The organism is Burkholderia sp. NLJ2 (assembly GCF_049487195.1).
Lineage (GTDB): Bacteria > Pseudomonadota > Gammaproteobacteria > Burkholderiales > Burkholderiaceae > Burkholderia > Burkholderia pyrrocinia.
The window spans coordinates 1,672,634-1,690,011 of record NZ_CP137810.1 but is presented as its reverse complement, the minus strand read 5'-3'; the positions used below and the strand labels follow the sequence as shown (position 1 = coordinate 1,690,011).

Genomic DNA, 17,378 nt, shown 5'->3' with positions numbered 1-17,378 from the left:
AGAACGATGACGATCCGAGAAAATCAGCGCGTCAGGTTGCGCGTCGGCGATGTCGTGACGCTGAAAACGGGCGGGCCGCGCATGACTGTCACCTATGCCGGGCCGGTGGTGTTCGACGACGCCGACTGGCTGATCTGCCAGTGGTTCGACGAAAGCGGCGAGTTCCGGCAGGAAATGTTCCATCACGACACGGTGGTGCCGGAGCCGCGCGCGATTTCGGCCGGGCGCGTCCGGATGCGCATGCAGTCGCACCGCTACCGGTCGGCTGCCTGACGCCGGCCTGTCGTTGCGATGCTGCGATGCGTGCAACGCATGCGATACGCAGCGCCCGCGCGACGACATTTCACGCCAGCCCGAAACGTGCGGCAGCGCATTGCACCGATACTGCTCGCATGAACTCGAACCCGATCGATCCCATTGCCGCGGTCACGCACCGCGATCCCTATCCCTACTATGCGGCGCTCGTCGACGGGCCGCCGCTCGCGTTCGACGCCACGCTCGGCCTGTGGGTCGCGAGCCGCGCGGCGACCGTGACGACCGTGCTCGGCCATCCGGCCTGCCGTGTGCGTCCGCTGGAGGCGCCCGTGCCGCCCGCGTTGCGCGGCACGACGGCCGGCGCGCTGTTCGGCGAGCTGGTGCGCATGAACGATGGCGCGTCGCGGCACGACGTGCCGAAGCAGGCGCTGCGCACGGCGCTCGCGCCGATCGACACGGGCAAGCTGCGCGATCGCGCCGCGCAGCTTGCCGCGCGGCGGTTGCCGGCGCCGGGCGATGCCGACGCGCTGAATGCGTGGTGCATGACGGTGCCCGTCTGCGCGGTTGCCGATCTGCTCGGCTTCGACGAGACGCAGCTCGACGACATCGCGGCGCGGGTCGTCGACTTTGTCGCCGCGCTGTCGCCGCTGTCGGACGCAGCCGCGCTGGCCCGCGCGAGCGACGGCGCGCGGCAACTGCTCGACCGGATGACCGAGCGCGTCGCGCAGACGCACGCACACGACGGCACGCTCGTCGCCGCGGTGCAGCAGGCGGCCCGTGCATCGGGCTGGCACGCGAGCGGCGCGCTGGTCGCGAATCTCGTCGGGTTGCTGTCGCAGACCTGCGAGGCGACGGCCGCGTGGCTCGGCAACACGCTGGTGGCATGGAACGGGGAAGCGGAAGCCGCGTGCGTCGCGCCGGACGAGGCCGCGCTCGACGCGTTCGTCGCCGAAGTCGGGCGCTTCGATGCGCCGGTGCAGAACACGCGCCGCTTCGTCGCGTCGCGCACGACGATCGAAGGCGTGACCGTCGAAGCCGGCGACGCGATCCTCGTCGTGCTCGCCGCGGCGAACCGCGACCCGGCCGTGCATCGCGACCCGCACCGGCTGATGCCCGGCCGCGCCGCCGGGACCCATTTCGGCTTCGGCACGGGGCCGCATGGGTGCCCGGGCGAGCAGATCGCGCGGGCGGTGACGGCGGGGGCGTTCGCGGCGTGGTTGCGCGCGGGCGGCTGGCCGTCGCGCGACGGGCTGACGTGGAATTACCGTGCGTCGACCAACGTCAGGATGCCGACGTTCGACGCGGCACGGTGAGGGGAAAAGAGGGACTTAACGGCAGCCTTGCTTCTCCGCCCATTGCTCCTGGGCGGCGACGCGGCGCTGCACGCGTTCGACGAGGCCGGTGGAGAAGGTCCGCATGCTGATGCCGCGGCGTTTCGCAAGGATCGTCTGCGCGACATCGGTGTGCGGGTTCGGCTGGCACGCCCAGTACAGCGTCATCAGCCAGCCGATGCCGGTCCACCCGAACAGCGCGTTGAACATCGCGATCGTCAGCTTGTCGTGCCGGCCGCGCCGGTCGGCAATGACGGCCGGCAGGAAATAGAGCGCGATCGCGACGACTGAACCGGCCACTTGAATCAGGACTGCATCGTTCATGGTGCTGCTCCGTCCGAACTGCAATGGGGCTGATTGTCGCGCTTTTTCCATTCGTGTGCCGGCAATTGATTGTTGCGCTTTTAATAACGATCAGCGGGCTTCGGCGTCGGCCGGCTGCAGTTCGTTGCTCAACGCGAAACCTTCGTCGAGCCAGCCCGTCACGCCGCCGATCATCAGCTTGACGGGGCGGCCGAGGCGCGCGAGTGCGATCGCCGCGCGCGCGGCGCCGTTGCAATGCGGGCCCGCGCAGTAGACGACGAACAGCGTGCCGGCCGGATAGCCGGCGAGCTTGCCCGCGACGATCTTGCGGCGCGGCAGGTTGCACGCGCCGGGCACGTGGCCGGCGGCGAACTGGTCGGGGCCGCGCACGTCGAGCAGCACGAAATCGGGTGCGCCGGATGCGACCGCGTCATGCACGTCCCAGCAATCGGTCTCGAATCGCAGCGATGCCTCGAAATGCGCGAGGGCGGCCGGGCTGTCGGCGGCGGGCACGTCGGTGACGAAGGACATGGGCAGGCTCTCCTGGATGAACGGGCGCGGAATGCGCCGGCATGGAGGGCAGTATCGCGGTTCGGCGCGCTTCGCGGCAGTGGCGCGATTGACAAGTTCCGGTAACATCGCGCCATGCACAATCATCTCGTCGTCGCGCTCGCCTACGATCGCCTCTGCACGTTCGAATTCGGCTGCGTGGTCGAACTGTTCGCACTCGAACGCCCCGAACTCGGGGTCGACTGGTATCGCTTCGCGGTATGCGCGAGCGAGCCGGGGCCCGTGCGCGCGGCGGGCGGCATCACGGTCGCCGCGCCGTACCGGCTCGCGATGCTCGATCGCGCGGACACCATCGTGATTCCCGGCTGGCGCGATTCCGAAGAACTGCCGCCCGAGCCGTTGCTGAAGAAACTGCGAGCCGCGCATCGGCGCGGTGCGCGGCTCTGTTCGATCTGTTCGGGCGTGTTCGTGCTGGCCGCGGCCGGTGTGCTCGACGGGCTCACCGTGACGACGCACTGGCGTTACGCGGAGCGCCTGCAGGCGCGTTATCCGGCGCTGCACGTGAATCCCGATGCGCTGTACGTCGACGAAGGGCAGATCGTCACGTCGGCCGGTTCGGCGGCGGGGCTCGACATGCTGCTGCATCTGGTGCGCCGCGATCACGGCGGCGCGATCGCGAATCGTGTCGCGCAACGCCTCGTGCTGCCGCCGCATCGCGACGGCGGCCAGGCGCAGTTCGTGCCGCGTCCGGTTGCGCCGGGCGGCAGCGACCGGCTCGCGAAGCTGATCGACTGGATGCGCGTGCACGCGGCCGAGCCGCATACGCTCGCGTCGCTCGCCGCGCAGGCCGCGATGAGCACGCGCACGCTGCAGCGCCAGTTCGCGGACGCGACGGGGATGTCGCCGCTCGCGTGGCTGATCCGCGAGCGCGTGAACGTCGCGAAGGACATGCTCGAAGCGCAACCCGCGCTGTCGCTCGCGCAGGTCGCGGCGCGTGCGGGGTTCGGTTCGGAGGAATCGCTGCGCCGGCATTTCCGGCGCGTGGCGGCGACCAGTCCGGCCGCGTATCGGCGCGGGATGGATCGCGGCGAACGATAATAACGGGCGCCGAACGGGGCCGTTCGGGCACGACAACAAAAGGAAAAAACATCATGGGCTTGCTCGGAAAGCTGTTCGGAAAGAAATCGCGCGACGAAGCGTCGTCGTCGGGTCAGGTGCCTTCGACCGGCGATCAGGATGCGCAGCACGGCGCCGATATCGCGCCCGAACTCGCGCCCGCGCTGGCCGCCTACCAGGCCGGCCGGCACGAGGCCGCGATCGCGGGCGCCGCGCCGTACGCCGAGCGTCTCGCCGATGCGGCGCGGCTCTGCGCGCTCGCGTACTCGGCGATGGATCGGTATACCGAAGCCTTCCCGCACTGGCTTGCGTTGTTCGAACACGAGCCGAGCGCACACAACGCGGTGCAGCTCTCGACGACATCGGTGATGTGCGGTGAGGTCAAGCGCGGTGAAGCGTGGATGCAGAAGGCCGCCGAGATCAATCATGAAACGCACGAGCAGTCGGATGTCGCCGCGCGCGTGAACTTCATCTCCGCGCTGATGCAAAGCGGCCATCTTTACGACGCGCTGCCGCATATCGCGTGGATGCGCGACGTGTACGGCCAGGTGCGCATCACCGATTCGACGTTCCTCTACATGCGCGGCATTCCGTTTTTCCCGTCGTTTCTCGAGAAGAGCCTGGAGATCCTGAAGGCCACGCAGCCGGCCGACGCGATCGCGCCGTGGTACGGCGCGATCCACGGCAAGCTCGACGAAGAAGGCGAAGCGCAGCTTGCCGCATGGGTCGGCCAACTGCCGGGACAACCGGCCGCCTGAACGGTCGCCGACGCTTGCGATGGCCCCTCATTCCGACAATTCCGAACAAGGACTCCGATGACGATGCTGCCTTCCCGTTTGCCGCTGATCCAGGCCCCGATGGTCGGTTCGCTGAGCCCGCTCGCGATCGCGGTGTGCGAAGCCGGCGGGCTCGGTTCGCTCGCGTGCGCGGCGCTCGGCCCGCAGCAACTGCGCGACGAGATCGCGGCGATCCGGGCGCGCACGCCCGCGCCGTTCAACGTGAACTTCTTCTGCCACATGCCGCCGGCGCCCGACGCCGAGGTCGACGCGCGCTGGCGTGCGGCGCTCGCCGGCTACTACGCGGAAGCCGGGCTCGATCCGGCCGACGTGAAGGGCGGCCCCGGCCGCGCGCCGTTCGACGATGCGATGTGCGCGGTCGTCGAGGAGCTGCGGCCGGCCGTGGTGAGCTTCCATTTCGGGCTGCCGGACGACACGCTGCTCGATCGCGTGCGGCGCACGGGCGCATTGGTTGTTTCGTCCGCGACGACCGTCGAGGAAGCGCGCTGGCTCGATGCGCGCGGCGTCGACGCGATCGTCGCGCAGGGCGCGGAGGCCGGCGGCCATCGAGGGATGTTCCTGACCGGCGACATCCATGCGCAACCGGGCCTGTTCGCGTTGCTGCCGCAGATCGTCGATGCGGTGCGCGCACCGGTGATCGCGGCCGGCGCGATCGCCGACGGGCGCGGCATCGCGGCCGCGTTCGCGCTCGGCGCGCGTGCGGTGCAGATCGGCACCGGCTACCTGCTGACGCCGCAGGCCGGCCGCTCGGCGCAGCATCGCGCGGCGGTGCGCGCCGCGCGCGACGACGGCACGCGCATGACCAACCTGTACACGGGCCGCCCTGCACGCGGGCTGCTGACGCGTTTCATGCGCGAGCTGGGGCCGATGAGCGCGCTCGCACCTGCGTTCCCGCTCGCGACCGCGGCGGTCGATCCGCTGCGCGGCGCGTTCGAGCGGCAGGGCCGCGACGATTTCTCGCTGCTGTGGTCGGGCGAGGCCGCGGCGCTCGCGCGCGAGGAGGATGCGGGCGAGCTGACGCGGCGCCTGTGGGACGACGCGCTGGCCTGCGCGGCGGGGCTGCGCGACGCGTTCCCGCAGGCGGTCTGAACGCACGCGGAAGGGGGCGCGGACGGCGGATCAACGGCGTATGATCTGGTTTTTCGTCAGCCCGATCCAGGCCCCCCACCATGACCTCCGTCGACACTACCCCCGTCCTCGACCATGACAAGCTCGTTACCTTCATCGAGCGCAAGTGGAACGATGAAATCCTCCACGCACTGACCGACTACATCGCGATTCCCGCGAAGAGCCCCGCGTTCGACCCCGACTGGGAGAAGCGCGGTTATCTCGAGCGCGTCGTCACCGATGCCGCGCAGTGGGCCGAACGCCAGCCCGTGAAGGGCCTGAAGCTCGAGATCGTGCGTTTGCCGGGCCGCACGCCGGTGATCTTCTTCGAATCGCCGGCCACGCGCTCGGGCAGCACCGACACGATCCTGCTGTACGGCCACCTCGACAAGCAACCCGAATTCGACGGTTGGCGCGCGGACCTCGGCCCGTGGACGCCGAAGTTCGAGAACGGCAAGCTGTACGGCCGCGGCGGCGCGGACGACGGCTATGCGATCTACGCGAGCCTCGCGGCGCTCGGCGCGCTCGACGAGCAGGGCATCGAACGGCCGCGCTGCGTCGGCCTGATCGAGACCTGCGAGGAATCGGGCAGCTACGACCTGCTGCCGTACGTCGACGCGCTGCGCGACCGGCTCGGCCAGGTGTCGCTCGTCGTGTGCCTCGATTCGGGCGCCGGCAACTACGACCAGATGTGGCTCACCACGTCGCTGCGCGGCCTCGTGTCCGGCGACCTGCAGGTCGAGGTGCTGGAAGAAGGCGTTCACTCGGGCGTGTTCGGTGGCATCGCGCCGTCGAGCTTCCGTGTGATGCGCCAGTTGTTCGAGCGTCTCGAAGACGCGAAGAACGGCAACCTGCTGCCGGGCGTATTCCATTGCGAGATCCCGTCGAGCCGCGTGCGCGAAGCCGACGCGGCCGCCGCGATCCTCGGCGACGCAGTGTGGAAGGGGCTGCCGTGGGCGTGCGGCGCGGACGGCAAGCCGGTGCTGCCGACCACGACCGATCCGCGCGAGGCGCTGCTGAATTCGACGTGGCGTCCGTCGCTGTCGGTGACGGGCGCGGCCGGCATGCCGGCGCTCGCCGATGCGGGCAACGTGCTGCGTCCGCGCACCGCGTTCAAGCTGTCGCTGCGCCTGCCGCCGCTTGTCGACGCCGCGCAGGCCGTGCAGCAGCTGAAGGAACTGCTCGAACTCGATCCGCCGTACAACGCGAAGGTCACGTTCAAGCCGGATGCGGGCGCCGCGACGGGCTGGGCCGCGCCGGATCTCGCGCCGTGGCTCGCGTCGTCGCTCGACGCCGCGTCGCGCCGCCACTTCGGCGCGGACTGCGCGTACATGGGCCTCGGCGGCACGATCCCGCTGATGAACGTGCTGCAGGAAGGCTTCCCGTCCGCGCAGTTCATGGTGTGCGGCGTGCTTGGGCCGAAGTCGAACGCGCACGGCCCGAACGAGTTCCTGCACGTGCCGTACGCGAAGAAGCTGACTGCTGCGGTTGCCGACGTGATCGCAACCGCGCGCTGATCGTCGCGACCGTGCGACGTCCCGGTTGCACAACCCAACCCGATCCGACCTGACGGAACCCCGCCGATGACCGCACTGCCGACGCCCGACACCGAACCGCTGCGCATGCGCGCCGAACCGCTGCATGCATTCGTTGCGGCACTCTGGGAACGGGCCGGCAGCAGCGAGCGCGAGGCGCGGCTCGTCGCCGATCACCTGGTCGGCGCGAATCTCGCGGGCCACGATTCGCACGGGATCGGGATGATCCCGAACTACGTCGCGTCGTGGCGGGAAGGGCAGTTGCAGTTGAACGGGCACGCGTCGATCATTCGCGACGGCGGCGCGGTGCTGACGATCGACGGCGGGCGCGGCTTCGGCCAGGTGATCGCGTTCGAGGCGATGGTCGAGGGGATCGAGCGCGCGCGGCGCATGGGCATCTGCGCGATCGGGCTGCGCGACGTGCATCACCTCGGCCGCATCGGGCACTGGGCCGAGCAGTGCGCACGCTCGGGGCTCGTGTCGTTCCATTTCGTCAACGTGCCGGGCGACCTGCTGGTCGCGCCGCTGCACGGCACCGATCCGCGTTTCGGCACGAACCCGTTCTGCGCCGCGTATCCGCGTGCGGGCCGGCCGCCGCTGCTGCTCGATTTCGCGACGAGCGCGATCGCGTACGGCAAGACGCGCGTTGCGCACAACCAGGGCAAGCGCGTGCCGGCCGGGTCGCTGATCGACCATCGCGGCCAGCCGACCGACGATCCGGCCGTGATGCACGAGCAGCCGTTCGGCGCGCTGCTGCCGTTCGGATTGCACAAGGGCTATGCGCTCGCGACGATGTGCGAGATCTTCGGCGGCGCGCTCGTCGGCGGGCATACGACGTACGGCGACACGCTGCAGAAGACGAGCGCGATCGTCAACGGGATGCTGTCGGTGCTGATCGATCCGACAGCGTTCGACGCGGCCGATGCCGAGCGCGAAGCCGATGCGTTCGTCGCGTGGGCGAAGGCGTCGCCGCAGGCGGGCGACGCGCCGGTGCAGGTGCCCGGCGAGCCGGAGGAAGCGAGCCGCGCCGCGCGCGGCGCCGGCGGCATTCCGGTCGACCGCGCGACGTGGCGGCAGATTCGCGACAGCGCGGCCGCCGTCGGCTTCGACGACGCGGCGCTCGATGCGTGGACGCAGCGCTGTATCGGCGCGGCTTGAGCGTCAAGGGCGGCCGATGAGCTGGCAGGCGGACAAGGCGCACGGCGAGGAGATCGCGTACCAGATCGCGAGCCTCGGCCAACTCGACGTCACGCGGTTCTTCAGCGGCGCGGCGCTGCGGCTCGACGGCGTGATGTTCGGCTTCCTGGCGCGCGGGTCGCTGTTCCTGCGTGTCGACGACGTGAACCGTCCGGCGTTCGTCGCGGCGGGGATGGGGCCGTTCTCGTATTCGGGGCGCACGCGTACCGTCGCGCTCGAGGGCTACTACGAGACGCCGGCCGACGTGCTCGAGGATGCGGGCGCGCTGTTCGACTGGTGTCGCGGCGCGTATCGCGCGGCGCTGCTGGCGGGGCCGCCGAAGCGCAAGGCAAGGGCGGCGCCGAAGACGGCATCCGGGACGGTGTCGAAGACAGCGCGGAAACCGGCATCGAAGACGGCGCCAAAACCTTCGCCAGAACCTTCGCCAGAACCTTTGCCGAAACCTTTGCGGAAACCCGCGTCGAAACCGACGACGGGGCAGAAATTGAAGTCGGCACCACAACGGACTGCGAAGCCGTCTCTCGAAACGGCACCCGGACTGGCTTCGAAATCGTCACCGACACGTAAGAAATCCTAGTGTCGATCGCGTGAAGCAACGGCTTCGCGATTTCTGCATGCTTCACAACGGCGGCCCCGGCGTTTATGATCGGCGCGGATCGCGCTCGTGCCCGGCGCGACCCGCGCCGGCCTCGCCGCCGGCTCCGCGAACGGCGCATCGACCGCCGCGCGCGACGCTTCCCCACTCATCATTCCAGACGGAGACAGCCGATGCTCGTCCTGATTCTCGGTTTAGCGATCTTCCTCGGTGTGCACTCGATCCGGATCGTCGCCGACGGCTGGCGCTCCGCGATGATCGCGCGAATCGGCGAGAAAGGCTGGAAGGCCGGTTATGCGATCGCGTCGATCGTCGGCTTCGTGCTGATCGTCCGCGGTTACGGGATCGCGCGCGAGAGTGCGACGCTACTGTGGGTGTCGCCCGTCGGCGTGCGCCACCTCACCGGCATGCTGACCGCGATCGCGTTCGTGCTGATCGCCGCGTCGTATGTACCGCGCAACCGGATCAAAACGCTCGTCGGGCATCCGATGCTGGCCGGCGTGATGGTCTGGGCGGTTGCGCACCTGCTCATGAACGGCACCGTGCACGCGGTCGTGCTGTTCGGCGCGTTCCTCGTGTGGTCGCTGGTCGATTTCGTCGTGTCGCGTACGCGCGATCGCCGCGACGGCGTTCGCTATCCGGCCGGTGGCCTGTCGGGCGACGCGGTGGCGATCGTGGTCGGGCTCGTCGTATGGGCCGTGTTCGCGGGGTTCCTGCATGGCCCGCTGATCGGCGTGCGGCCGTTCGGCTGAACGCGCACGCCGGGCCAGACCGGCAGCCAGGGCAGGAAATCGTCGAGGAACACGCCGAGCAGGATCGCTTTGTGCCGGGCCGCCGGCGGTGAACCGGAATGACTGCCGCGGTGGCGGCAACGGTGTGCGTGGGTCAGATCGGCTTGACGAACAACCCGACGGTCAGCACCGCGCCGATGCAGACGATGCCGATCCGCAGCACGCGTTCGTTTACGCGCTGCAGCGCCCATGTGCCGAGCAGCCCGCCAACGATCGCACCGCCGCCGAGTGCGAGCGCCGCACCCCAGTGCAGGTGCGGCGACGTCAGGAACAGCACGACGGCCGATGCGTTCATCACGCCCGCGAGCGCGTTCTTCGTCGACATCGCGTGACGCGGCGACAGGCCGGCCATCGTCAGCGTCGCCATCATCAGGAAGCCGAGCCCGCCGCCGAAGTAGCCGCCGTAGATCGCGATCATGAACTGCGAGATCGCGGCGGGCACGGCGCCGAGGTGCGCCGTGCCTTCGCTCGGCTTGCGGAAAAAACTGCCCCATGCGAACACGATTGTCGCGAACAGCACGAGCCACGGCACGAGGCGCGAGAAGATCGACGAAGGCGTCTTCAGCAACAGCAGCCCGCCGAGCGCGCCGCCGACGACGCTGATCGCGAACAGCGCGCGAAACGACAGCTTGCCGGCACCGCGCACCATGTTTCGGCTCGCCCAGCCGGTGGTGACCTGCGCGGGAAACAGCGCGACCGTCGACGTGATGTTCGCCGCGAGCGGCGACATGCCCGACACGATCAGCGCGGGCAGCGTGACGAACGAACCGCCGCCGGCGAGGGTGTTCTGCAGGCCGGCCCAGAGGCCGGCGAGGATGACGAGGGCGAGCATCGGTGCGGAAACGGGGAGGTGGCGGGGGGCGCTTGCCGGAAGCGGGCAGGCGCGGCGGACGCACGATGGTAATGCAGGATCGCGGGCGCGGGAAGGAAGCGCGCGGCGGGATCATCCGGGGAGCCGATGCGGAGCGTCCGTCGCGTCGTGGCGCGGTCGAACGTGCCGGCCGGATTCGGTACGGCGGCGGTTCTGGCCAGGAAAACGCCCGATTTAACGCTTCATTACGATGGGCTTACCTGAAAGATGCTAAATTCGCCCATCGATATCTCATAAAGCGGAAAGGGCAGACAGATGCTGAAGAAATTGGCCGGGATGGCAGTGGTGGTCGGTGCGACGGCGGTGGCGTCGTTGCCTGCCGTGGCAGGCGACACGAACAATGCACTGGGCGGCGCGCTGGGTGGCGTCGCGGGCGCGGCGGTCGGCAACGCGGTCGGCGGAAGCACGGGTGCCATCATCGGCGGCGCCGTGGGCGGTGGCGCAGGCGGTGCGGTGACGTCGAACAAACGCGAACGCACGGGCGCCGTCGTCGGCGGTGCACTGGGTGGCGGCGCGGGTGCCGCAGCGGGCAACGCGATGGGCGGCACGGCCGGCAGCCTCGTCGGCGCCGCTGTGGGCGGCGGCGCGGGTGCGGCGCTGGGCGGCCACGTGTCGCGCAACAACTCGCGTTCCAACGATCATTACCACGGCAACAAGCACAAGAAGCGCTACAAGCACGAAGACTGACCGGCGGGTCGCCGGCGAGCCGCAGTGGGGCGAGCGAATGGTGACCACGCACACAGCATCGCGATGTCACCCGGCGCTTCCCCGGCGAGCTTCGACGGCGCCGGGTAGCCGGGCACGCCTCCGTGACCGCCGCGCATGAATGGCGATCACGGAGGCGGTCAATCCGTCATTCCGTCGTTCCTGCTTCGGTTATCAACGCGTTGAGCACCAGGTCCGAAATGGTGCGGTAAGCCGCGTCGAAATCGTCGCTTCCCAGCGTGCGCTTGCCGAGCACCAGCAGCATCTGGGGGGCGAAATCCGCATACGCCTGCGTGGCGGCCCAGATCAGGAAGAACAGGTGCTCCGCATCGACCTGCCTGACCTTGCCTTCCGCGATCCAGCGTTCGAGCACCCGGATGTCGTCGCGCAACACCGGAATCAGTTGCTTGCGGATTTCCTTTCCGTAGGTCTTGGCCCCGCCGATGATCTCCAGCGCAAAAACCCGCGATCCATGCGGGCGATTTCTGGAGAATTCGAGTTTCGCGCGGATATAGGCCGACATCGCTTCCGCGGGCTCGCGATCGGGCGCCGCAAACTCCCGCATCCTGCCGAGCCAGTCCCGCAATACGTCGTCCAGCACGCGTTTGTAGAGCGTCAGCTTGGTGGGGAAGTAGTACATCAGGTTCTGCTTCGACAAGCCGGCGGCCGCTGCGATCGTCGCAACGGAACTCCCGTCGAATCCGTACTTGGAAAACGATGCTTCGGCCGCGGCGAGAATGGCCGCCTCGAGCGTGTCGCGCAGCGCTTCCCGCCGGCCGTGGGGCCGGACGGGCGTTCCTGCAGTCGGCCCGGACGGGTTCATCGCGCTCCTTCCACAAGCAGGTCGGACCCGTGTCGTCGCACGCTCAACGCGTGCCCGCTTCAGGATAGGTGATGCGTTCGGGCGCGCGCTGCATGATGACCTTCCCGGCGCGGACCGACATCTGCACCTTTGCCTGTTTGCGTATCACTTCATAGTCGCAATCGGCATCGAGGATCAGCAGATTGGCCGGCCGCCCGACGGCGATGCCGTAGCGATCGCCCAGCGACATCGCATATGCGCTGTGCTCCGTGACGAAGTCGAGGCATCGCTGCAGGTCGTCATAACCGAGCATGTGGCACACGTGCAGGCCGACGTCGAGGATGCGCAGGATGTTGCCGTTGCCGACGGGGTACCACGGATCCTTGATCGAATCCTGCCCGAAGCACACGTTGATGCCGGCGCGATCGAGTTCCGCCACACGCGTAATGCCGCGTCGTTTCGGGTAGGTGTCGAAGCGCCCCTGCAGGTGGATGCTTTCGGTCGGACACGAAACGAAATGGATCTCCGAGCGCTTCAGCAAGCGGAACAGTTTCGAACAGTACGCGTTGTCGTAGGAACCCATCGCGGTCGTGTGGCTCGCGGTGACGCGCGTGCCCATCCCGCGCACCCGCGCTTCCTCGGCGAGCACCTCCAGGAAGCGCGAGTGCGGATCGTCGGTTTCGTCGCAGTGGACATCGACCAGGCAGCCCTTGCGTTCCGCGAGATCCATCAGGAACTTGATGGAGCTCACGCCCTGGTCGCGGGTGTTCTCGAAATGCGGAATGCCGCCGACGACGTCGGCGCCCATTTCGATCGCGCGCTCCATCAGCCCCCGCCCGTTCTCGAACGACTCGATGCCTTCCTGAGGGAACGCGACGATCTGCAGGTCGATGAGATCGCGCGCCTCGTCCCTGACCTCGAGCATCGCCTTCAATGCGGCAAGCGTGTGATCGGTGACGTCCACATGCGTACGCACGTGCTGGATGCCGTTGTCGCGCAACATCCCGATGGTGGTGTGGGCGCGGGCTTTCGTGTCGTCATGGGTAATGGTGGCCTTGCGCTGCCCCCACCGCTCGATGCCTTCGAACAGCGTGCCGCTCATGTTCCATTCGGGTTCGCCGGCGGTCAGCGTCGCATCCAGGTGGATATGCGGTTCGACCAGCGGCGGGATCACGAGATTGCTGCCCGCATCGATGACGTCGTCCCCTTGCGGCGCCAGCGGCGACGGCTGGAGGTCGATGCCGCGAATCGTGTCCGCGTCGATGTCGATCGTGAAGAGGCCGCTACGGCCGCGCAACCTGGCGTTGATGATTTTCATGAGAGATCCTGTTGTTCGGGGGGCCGGGAGGGCGAGCAGCGGAATCATTCACCCTGGACGGACGGTTCGCGCGAGAACGCGCGGGCAAGCTGCAGCAGCACGATGTAGGCGGCGGCGGACGCCGCGATGCCGACGATCGGCGCGATCCACGGCGACGTATAGGCAAGTGCGGCGCCGATCGCATACGCGGCCAGGCCAACCAGATTGAAGCGCGGAAGGCGGGCGGTGGCAAGCGACGGGTATTTCCCGCGATGGCGGTACCAGTAGTCCGCCATGATCACGCCGCCGACGGGCGGGATGATCGAGCCGAGCAGCACCAGGAACGGAATCAGCAACTCGTACATCCCGCCGACCGCGAGCACGATGCCGATCGCCGCGCCCACGAGTACCAGCGTGCGGCGCCGTTCGGTGCGCAGCAGATGGCATCCGGCGGCCGCCACGTTGTACATCGTCGGCCCCTGGATGGTCCAGAGATTCAGGCACAGCATCACGACCGCTGCGATCGACAGGCCCTGCAGCATCATCACCTCGACGATGTCGGCTTGCTGATAGACGATCGCGCAGTACGCGCCCGCGATGATCATCAGGCCGTTGCCCGCGAAGAATCCGATCATGCTGGCCGACACAGCGCTGCGCGCGCTGCGTGCGAGGCGCGTCCAGTTGGTGGCCTGGGTGGCGCCGCTGGCAAAGGTGCCGATGACCATCGTCACGGCCGCCGAGAACTGCATCGGATGAGACGGCACGACGCGGGTGAGGCCGGCCCAGCCGCCGATTTCGCGGGTGGCGATCCACATCGACGTCATCAGGAGCACGAACATCAACGGCACGGAGACGCGCGACAGCACATCCATGCCGCGATAGCCGATGATGGCCGTGATCGAAAATCCGAAGCCGAAGAGGATCATCAACGGCGTGGTAACGGAGGCTGGCCATCCCAGCAGCTTGACCAATACGATTGCCACCGTCGCGGTTCCCCATGCGTACCAGCCGAGTTCGGCGAAGCCGAGCAGGAAATCGGACAGCTTGCTGCCGACTTCCCCGAAGCAGAATCGCCCCATCAGCACCGCATTCAGGCCGCTGCGGGCGGCGATCCACGCCAGCGACGCCGCATAGGCGGCGAGCAACAGGTTTCCGATCACGGCGATCTGGATCATGCTGACGACGTCGAACGCGACACCGATCTTGCCGCCGGCAAACATCGTTCCCGTGAAGAACGTGAAACTCAACAACACCATCGTGATGGACAGGAATCCGGTGCGTTTCTCGAGCGGGACTTCGCTTAACGAGAATTCTCCGTGATCCGATCCGGCCTTCGGGCGTGAATCCTGGTTCGTGGGCATCTTGTCTCCCGGTCAGCGATTGGTTGGGTCTGAGAGGGTGTGCGGGGGCCGAGCTTGGATGGGTGATGCGCTGTTTCAGCGCGTCATTCTCTCTGGCCAAAATTTTGACAAGGGTAAAAATCTGGGGCGGGGGACGGGACGAAGCATCACCGGACTTGGTGAAATGCCGATCGAGTCGCGAAAGGGCCGTGCCGGACAATCAAGCGGATTTTCCCGGATCGCGGGAAGACCTGCGCGAATCGTCCGATCGGGATTTGTTTCGTGAAACGTATGCGCGCCAAAACGGAATATCGGTGTGAAAGTCAATAGAGGAGTCTAAAAGTTCTGTCATTCGATCCCGATGCGCGGAATATGCCGTGCCTTGCGCGGAAGCCGTGCCGGCGGGCCCGGCCACGCAGCGCCTGGTGAGGCCCGCGCTGGCTTTGCCGCGGCGGGCTTTGCTTCACCGGCCGGCTTGCATGCGCGATGCGCGGATCGACGCAATCGAATCGGTTTGTTTTATTGTTCATTCGCGCGCATCGTTTCATTTAATCCGGATGCGCATCGCGTCCGGTTGCGATTTATTGCAGCGCGGTGCACAATCGTTCACAAGTGCAATAAATCCGCAGCGGATTTTCTCAGCGGCACGAATACTCCCCGCCATTCACTGCACGCCATTTCGGCGGGCGCACGATCGTGCGTCGGGCTCGGCGGCGCGACTGCCGATTTCCGGTATATCGCGAATCACGGAGCACCTACGCCCGAGGCACGATGCCGTTGGCCCATCGGCCGGCCGGTCCCGACAGTACAGCATGGGCGCAACATGGCGACTTCCATCGACCTCAATCTTCTCGTCGTTCTGGACGCATTGCTGTCCGAGAACAGCGTCGTGGGCGCGGCCAACGCGCTCGGCCTCAGTCCGTCCGCACTCAGCCGCTCGCTTGCGCGGCTGCGGGTGATGACGGGCGACCCGTTGCTGGTGCGGGCAGGGCGCGATCTCGTCCCGACCCCGCGCGCGCTCGAGTTGCGCGACAGGGTGCATGCGCTCGTCATGGAGGCGCAGTCGGTCATGTGTCCGTGCGAACGGGTCGACATGAGTACGCTCAAGCGCACGTTTTCGATTCGCGCGAACGAGGCATTCGTCGAGACGTTCGCGCCGGCGCTGCTCGAACACGCGTCGCGCACCGCGCCCGACGTGCGGCTGCGCTTCGCGCCCAAACCCAACAAGCATGTCGATGCGCTGCGCAACGGCGACATCGATCTCGAAGTCGGCGTGATCGGCCAGGCCGGCCCGGAGCTGCGCGTGCAGGCGTTGTTTCGCGACCGCTTCATCGGCGTGGTCCGCGCGGATCATCCGCTGGCGACCGGCGAAATCACGCCGCAACGCTTCGCGTCGTTTCCGCAAGTGGGCGTGTCGCGCCGCGGGCAGTTCAACGGCCCGATCGATACGCTGCTCGATTCTCTCGGCATTGCGCGCTCGGTGACCACCGTCGTGTCGAGCTTCCCGACCGCGCTGTCGCTCGCGCGCAGCTCGGACTTCGTCGCCAGCGTGCCGGAGCGGCAGACCGAGCGGTCCCGCGTCGGCATGTACAGCTTTACGCTGCCGCTGCCGATCGCGGACCTGACCGTCTCGCAGATCTGGCACCCGCGTTTCGATCGCGACCCCGCGCATCGCTGGCTGCGCGATTGCGTGCGCAGTATCTGCGCGCCGCGCGTGGCCGAGGCGATCGCCCGCTAGTCGCGCGGTCGCTTCGATGTGACGCGTCATGCAACCCTGGTGGCGCGCGTCAACGTCATTGATATATTGCGTTTCGCGCATCTTCCGAAGCGTAAATCGATTCGGTATGCTCGATTCCGTTCGGACAACAATGGAGATAATAGGCAGGGCGTTTGTTGCTTTTGAATTCGCCGAACATTCGTGACGCCTTTAAATAATAAATATCCAATCCGAGGGGTATGTGAATCGAGGTGAGCATTGGAAATCGTGAATCTGACATATTGGCGTCTTGTTCTGGATGGGGATACGAATGGTTCAGTTTGCAGCGAATATAGCGACACCCGAGGATGTCACGCTGAGCATGCGCGAATGCGAGGTGTTGCGATGGGCGGCGGAAGGGAAGACCGCGTATGAGATCGGCGTCATTCTCGGCTTGACCGAGCGCACGATCAATTTCCATATTTCGAGATCGATTGTGAAGCTCAACGCGTGCAACAAGACCAATGCGGTCGTGAAAGCCGTGTTGATGGGCCTGATCGTGTTTGCATGATTGGCACCGGGGCGTCCGTCCGTGGACCCCCGGTTGTGGCATCAGATCGCGCCCTGGAACGACAGCACGCGCGTCCTGAACTCTTCCGGCACCGGCACCGTGGTCTTGCTGCCGTAGTCGAACATCACGTGTGTGGACACGGCCCGCGCAACCACCGCATGATCGTCGGCCGATTCCTCGGTGTCCGCCTGCCCGTCGCGCACCATCAGGTATTCCAGTTCGAAGCTCTTCGAGCCGAAGCGCGTGACGCTGCTGCGGACCGTGATCGTATCGCCGTACTGCGCGGGCTTCAGATATTCGCACGAGGTCTTGACCATGATGTGCGGCAGCTTTTCCGAATAGGGCAGCTCGAGCAGATCGTGCATGTAGGTCAGGTACGCATGCTGCAGATAATCGTAATAGACGGGGCTGCTCACATGGCCCATCGCGTCCGTTTCCCGATACTTCACGTCGATGCGGGTTTCAAAATATTTTCTTGTCATTACGAGGCTCCTTGGCAGAACGGCGGGTGAGAACGTGTTTTTGCAGGAGTTAAGTTAGACGTGATCCGCATATCGGA

At 67.1% G+C, this 17,378-nt stretch carries 18 protein-coding genes and 1 pseudogene; 12 read left to right on the top strand and 7 right to left on the bottom strand.

Translation table 11 applies throughout. The annotated features are described in order from the left end of the window. The first annotated feature begins 6 nt into the window (after positions 1 to 6). Together R9B84_RS29940 and R9B84_RS29935 are read left to right on the top strand one after the other, a co-directional pair. Entirely contained in the window at positions 7 to 273 is a 267-nt protein-coding gene (locus R9B84_RS29940; RefSeq protein WP_423761089.1) for a YodC family protein, read from the top strand. 119 nt (positions 274 to 392) lie between these two features. Further along, positions 393 to 1,568: a cytochrome P450 gene (locus tag R9B84_RS29935; protein ID WP_423761088.1), complete on the top strand. Its 1,176-nt coding sequence runs from the start codon at positions 393 to 395 to the stop codon at positions 1,566 to 1,568. A 15-nt stretch (positions 1,569 to 1,583) separates the two neighbouring features. On the opposite strand, the gene R9B84_RS29930 is transcribed toward R9B84_RS29935, so the two are convergent. After that, on the bottom strand, positions 1,584 to 1,910 hold the full coding sequence (locus R9B84_RS29930; RefSeq protein ID WP_423761087.1) for a superinfection immunity protein: 327 nt from the start codon (positions 1,908 to 1,910) through the stop codon (positions 1,584 to 1,586). Between the two features lie 90 nt (positions 1,911 to 2,000). Beyond that, on the bottom strand, positions 2,001 to 2,420 hold the full coding sequence (locus R9B84_RS29925; protein ID WP_423761086.1) for a rhodanese-like domain-containing protein: 420 nt from the start codon (positions 2,418 to 2,420) through the stop codon (positions 2,001 to 2,003). 114 nt (positions 2,421 to 2,534) lie between these two features. Here R9B84_RS29925 and ftrA point away from each other — a divergent pair, with 114 nt between their 5' ends. The 7 genes from ftrA to R9B84_RS29890 all read left to right on the top strand — a co-directional run bounded on the left by ftrA (position 2,535) and on the right by R9B84_RS29890 (position 9,498). Further along, a complete protein-coding gene (gene ftrA / locus R9B84_RS29920) occupies positions 2,535 to 3,497 on the top strand; it encodes a transcriptional regulator FtrA (protein WP_423761085.1) in 963 nt (320 codons plus the stop codon). A 53-nt stretch (positions 3,498 to 3,550) separates the two neighbouring features. Continuing rightward, the gene (locus R9B84_RS29915; protein ID WP_423761084.1) at positions 3,551 to 4,273 is read left to right on the top strand and encodes a hypothetical protein; all 723 of its coding nucleotides are present in this window, start codon (positions 3,551 to 3,553) and stop codon (positions 4,271 to 4,273) included. A 57-nt stretch (positions 4,274 to 4,330) separates the two neighbouring features. After that, complete coding sequence (locus tag R9B84_RS29910) at positions 4,331 to 5,401, top strand: NAD(P)H-dependent flavin oxidoreductase (RefSeq protein ID WP_423761083.1); 1,071 nt, start codon at positions 4,331 to 4,333, stop codon at positions 5,399 to 5,401. Positions 5,402 to 5,481: 80 nt separating this feature from the next. Next, positions 5,482 to 6,936 (top strand): M20 family metallopeptidase, encoded by a 1,455-nt coding sequence (locus R9B84_RS29905; RefSeq protein WP_423761082.1) that lies wholly within the window; start codon positions 5,482 to 5,484, stop codon positions 6,934 to 6,936. A gap of 66 nt (positions 6,937 to 7,002) precedes the next feature. Further along, positions 7,003 to 8,112, top strand: a complete 1,110-nt coding sequence (locus R9B84_RS29900) for a malate/lactate/ureidoglycolate dehydrogenase (protein WP_423761081.1) — start codon at positions 7,003 to 7,005, stop codon at positions 8,110 to 8,112. Between the two features lie 16 nt (positions 8,113 to 8,128). Then, a complete protein-coding gene (locus tag R9B84_RS29895; RefSeq protein ID WP_423761080.1) occupies positions 8,129 to 8,728 on the top strand; it encodes a TfoX/Sxy family protein in 600 nt (199 codons plus the stop codon). Between the two features lie 191 nt (positions 8,729 to 8,919). Beyond that, entirely contained in the window at positions 8,920 to 9,498 is a 579-nt protein-coding gene (locus R9B84_RS29890; RefSeq protein WP_423761079.1) for an NnrU family protein, read from the top strand. A gap of 133 nt (positions 9,499 to 9,631) precedes the next feature. Here the strand turns inward: R9B84_RS29890 and R9B84_RS29885 are convergent, their stop codons facing one another. After that, positions 9,632 to 10,369: a sulfite exporter TauE/SafE family protein gene (locus R9B84_RS29885; RefSeq protein ID WP_423761078.1), complete on the bottom strand. Its 738-nt coding sequence runs from the start codon at positions 10,367 to 10,369 to the stop codon at positions 9,632 to 9,634. A 294-nt stretch (positions 10,370 to 10,663) separates the two neighbouring features. Here R9B84_RS29885 and R9B84_RS29880 point away from each other — a divergent pair, with 294 nt between their 5' ends. Next, entirely contained in the window at positions 10,664 to 11,095 is a 432-nt protein-coding gene (locus tag R9B84_RS29880; protein ID WP_047902662.1) for a hypothetical protein, read from the top strand. A gap of 166 nt (positions 11,096 to 11,261) precedes the next feature. Here the strand turns inward: R9B84_RS29880 and R9B84_RS29875 are convergent, their stop codons facing one another. From R9B84_RS29875 to codB, 3 genes are read right to left on the bottom strand one after another with little or no spacing between them, the layout of a single operon-like run. Next, positions 11,262 to 11,936, bottom strand: coding sequence for a TetR/AcrR family transcriptional regulator (locus R9B84_RS29875; RefSeq protein WP_423761077.1), 675 nt, complete (start codon positions 11,934 to 11,936; stop codon positions 11,262 to 11,264). Between the two features lie 43 nt (positions 11,937 to 11,979). Then, complete coding sequence (codA, locus tag R9B84_RS29870) at positions 11,980 to 13,233, bottom strand: cytosine deaminase (RefSeq protein ID WP_423761076.1); 1,254 nt, start codon at positions 13,231 to 13,233, stop codon at positions 11,980 to 11,982. 44 nt (positions 13,234 to 13,277) lie between these two features. Further along, positions 13,278 to 14,573: a cytosine permease gene (gene codB / locus R9B84_RS29865; RefSeq protein ID WP_423761075.1), complete on the bottom strand. Its 1,296-nt coding sequence runs from the start codon at positions 14,571 to 14,573 to the stop codon at positions 13,278 to 13,280. A gap of 802 nt (positions 14,574 to 15,375) precedes the next feature. On the opposite strand from codB, the gene R9B84_RS29860 reads away from it, so the two are divergent. Together R9B84_RS29860 and R9B84_RS29855 are read left to right on the top strand one after the other, a co-directional pair. Next, positions 15,376 to 16,290 carry a LysR family transcriptional regulator gene (locus tag R9B84_RS29860; RefSeq protein WP_423761074.1) on the top strand — a complete coding sequence of 305 codons (915 nt, stop codon included), beginning with the start codon at positions 15,376 to 15,378 and terminating at the stop codon, positions 16,288 to 16,290. A 319-nt stretch (positions 16,291 to 16,609) separates the two neighbouring features. Then, positions 16,610 to 16,819, top strand: a pseudogene (locus R9B84_RS29855) (LuxR C-terminal-related transcriptional regulator); the annotation flags it as partial. 41 nt (positions 16,820 to 16,860) lie between these two features. On the opposite strand, the gene R9B84_RS29850 reads toward R9B84_RS29855, so the two are convergent. Continuing rightward, positions 16,861 to 17,301 carry an acyl-CoA thioesterase gene (locus R9B84_RS29850; RefSeq protein WP_423761073.1) on the bottom strand — a complete coding sequence of 147 codons (441 nt, stop codon included), beginning with the start codon at positions 17,299 to 17,301 and terminating at the stop codon, positions 16,861 to 16,863. Between the last annotated feature and the right edge of the window lie 77 nt (positions 17,302 to 17,378).

Coding starts and splice junctions, on each gene's coding strand:
- R9B84_RS29940 (WP_423761089.1), top strand. CDS start 7: ATGACGATCCGAGAAAATCAGCGCGTCAGGTTGCGCGTCGGCGATGTC.
- R9B84_RS29935 (WP_423761088.1), top strand. CDS start 393: ATGAACTCGAACCCGATCGATCCCATTGCCGCGGTCACGCACCGCGAT.
- R9B84_RS29930 (WP_423761087.1), bottom strand. CDS start 1,910: ATGAACGATGCAGTCCTGATTCAAGTGGCCGGTTCAGTCGTCGCGATC.
- R9B84_RS29925 (WP_423761086.1), bottom strand. CDS start 2,420: ATGTCCTTCGTCACCGACGTGCCCGCCGCCGACAGCCCGGCCGCCCTC.
- ftrA (WP_423761085.1), top strand. CDS start 2,535: ATGCACAATCATCTCGTCGTCGCGCTCGCCTACGATCGCCTCTGCACG.
- R9B84_RS29915 (WP_423761084.1), top strand. CDS start 3,551: ATGGGCTTGCTCGGAAAGCTGTTCGGAAAGAAATCGCGCGACGAAGCG.
- R9B84_RS29910 (WP_423761083.1), top strand. CDS start 4,331: ATGACGATGCTGCCTTCCCGTTTGCCGCTGATCCAGGCCCCGATGGTC.
- R9B84_RS29905 (WP_423761082.1), top strand. CDS start 5,482: ATGACCTCCGTCGACACTACCCCCGTCCTCGACCATGACAAGCTCGTT.
- R9B84_RS29900 (WP_423761081.1), top strand. CDS start 7,003: ATGACCGCACTGCCGACGCCCGACACCGAACCGCTGCGCATGCGCGCC.
- R9B84_RS29895 (WP_423761080.1), top strand. CDS start 8,129: ATGAGCTGGCAGGCGGACAAGGCGCACGGCGAGGAGATCGCGTACCAG.
- R9B84_RS29890 (WP_423761079.1), top strand. CDS start 8,920: ATGCTCGTCCTGATTCTCGGTTTAGCGATCTTCCTCGGTGTGCACTCG.
- R9B84_RS29885 (WP_423761078.1), bottom strand. CDS start 10,369: ATGCTCGCCCTCGTCATCCTCGCCGGCCTCTGGGCCGGCCTGCAGAAC.
- R9B84_RS29880 (WP_047902662.1), top strand. CDS start 10,664: ATGCTGAAGAAATTGGCCGGGATGGCAGTGGTGGTCGGTGCGACGGCG.
- R9B84_RS29875 (WP_423761077.1), bottom strand. CDS start 11,936: ATGAACCCGTCCGGGCCGACTGCAGGAACGCCCGTCCGGCCCCACGGC.
- codA (WP_423761076.1), bottom strand. CDS start 13,233: ATGAAAATCATCAACGCCAGGTTGCGCGGCCGTAGCGGCCTCTTCACG.
- codB (WP_423761075.1), bottom strand. CDS start 14,573: ATGCCCACGAACCAGGATTCACGCCCGAAGGCCGGATCGGATCACGGA.
- R9B84_RS29860 (WP_423761074.1), top strand. CDS start 15,376: ATGGCGACTTCCATCGACCTCAATCTTCTCGTCGTTCTGGACGCATTG.
- R9B84_RS29850 (WP_423761073.1), bottom strand. CDS start 17,301: ATGACAAGAAAATATTTTGAAACCCGCATCGACGTGAAGTATCGGGAA.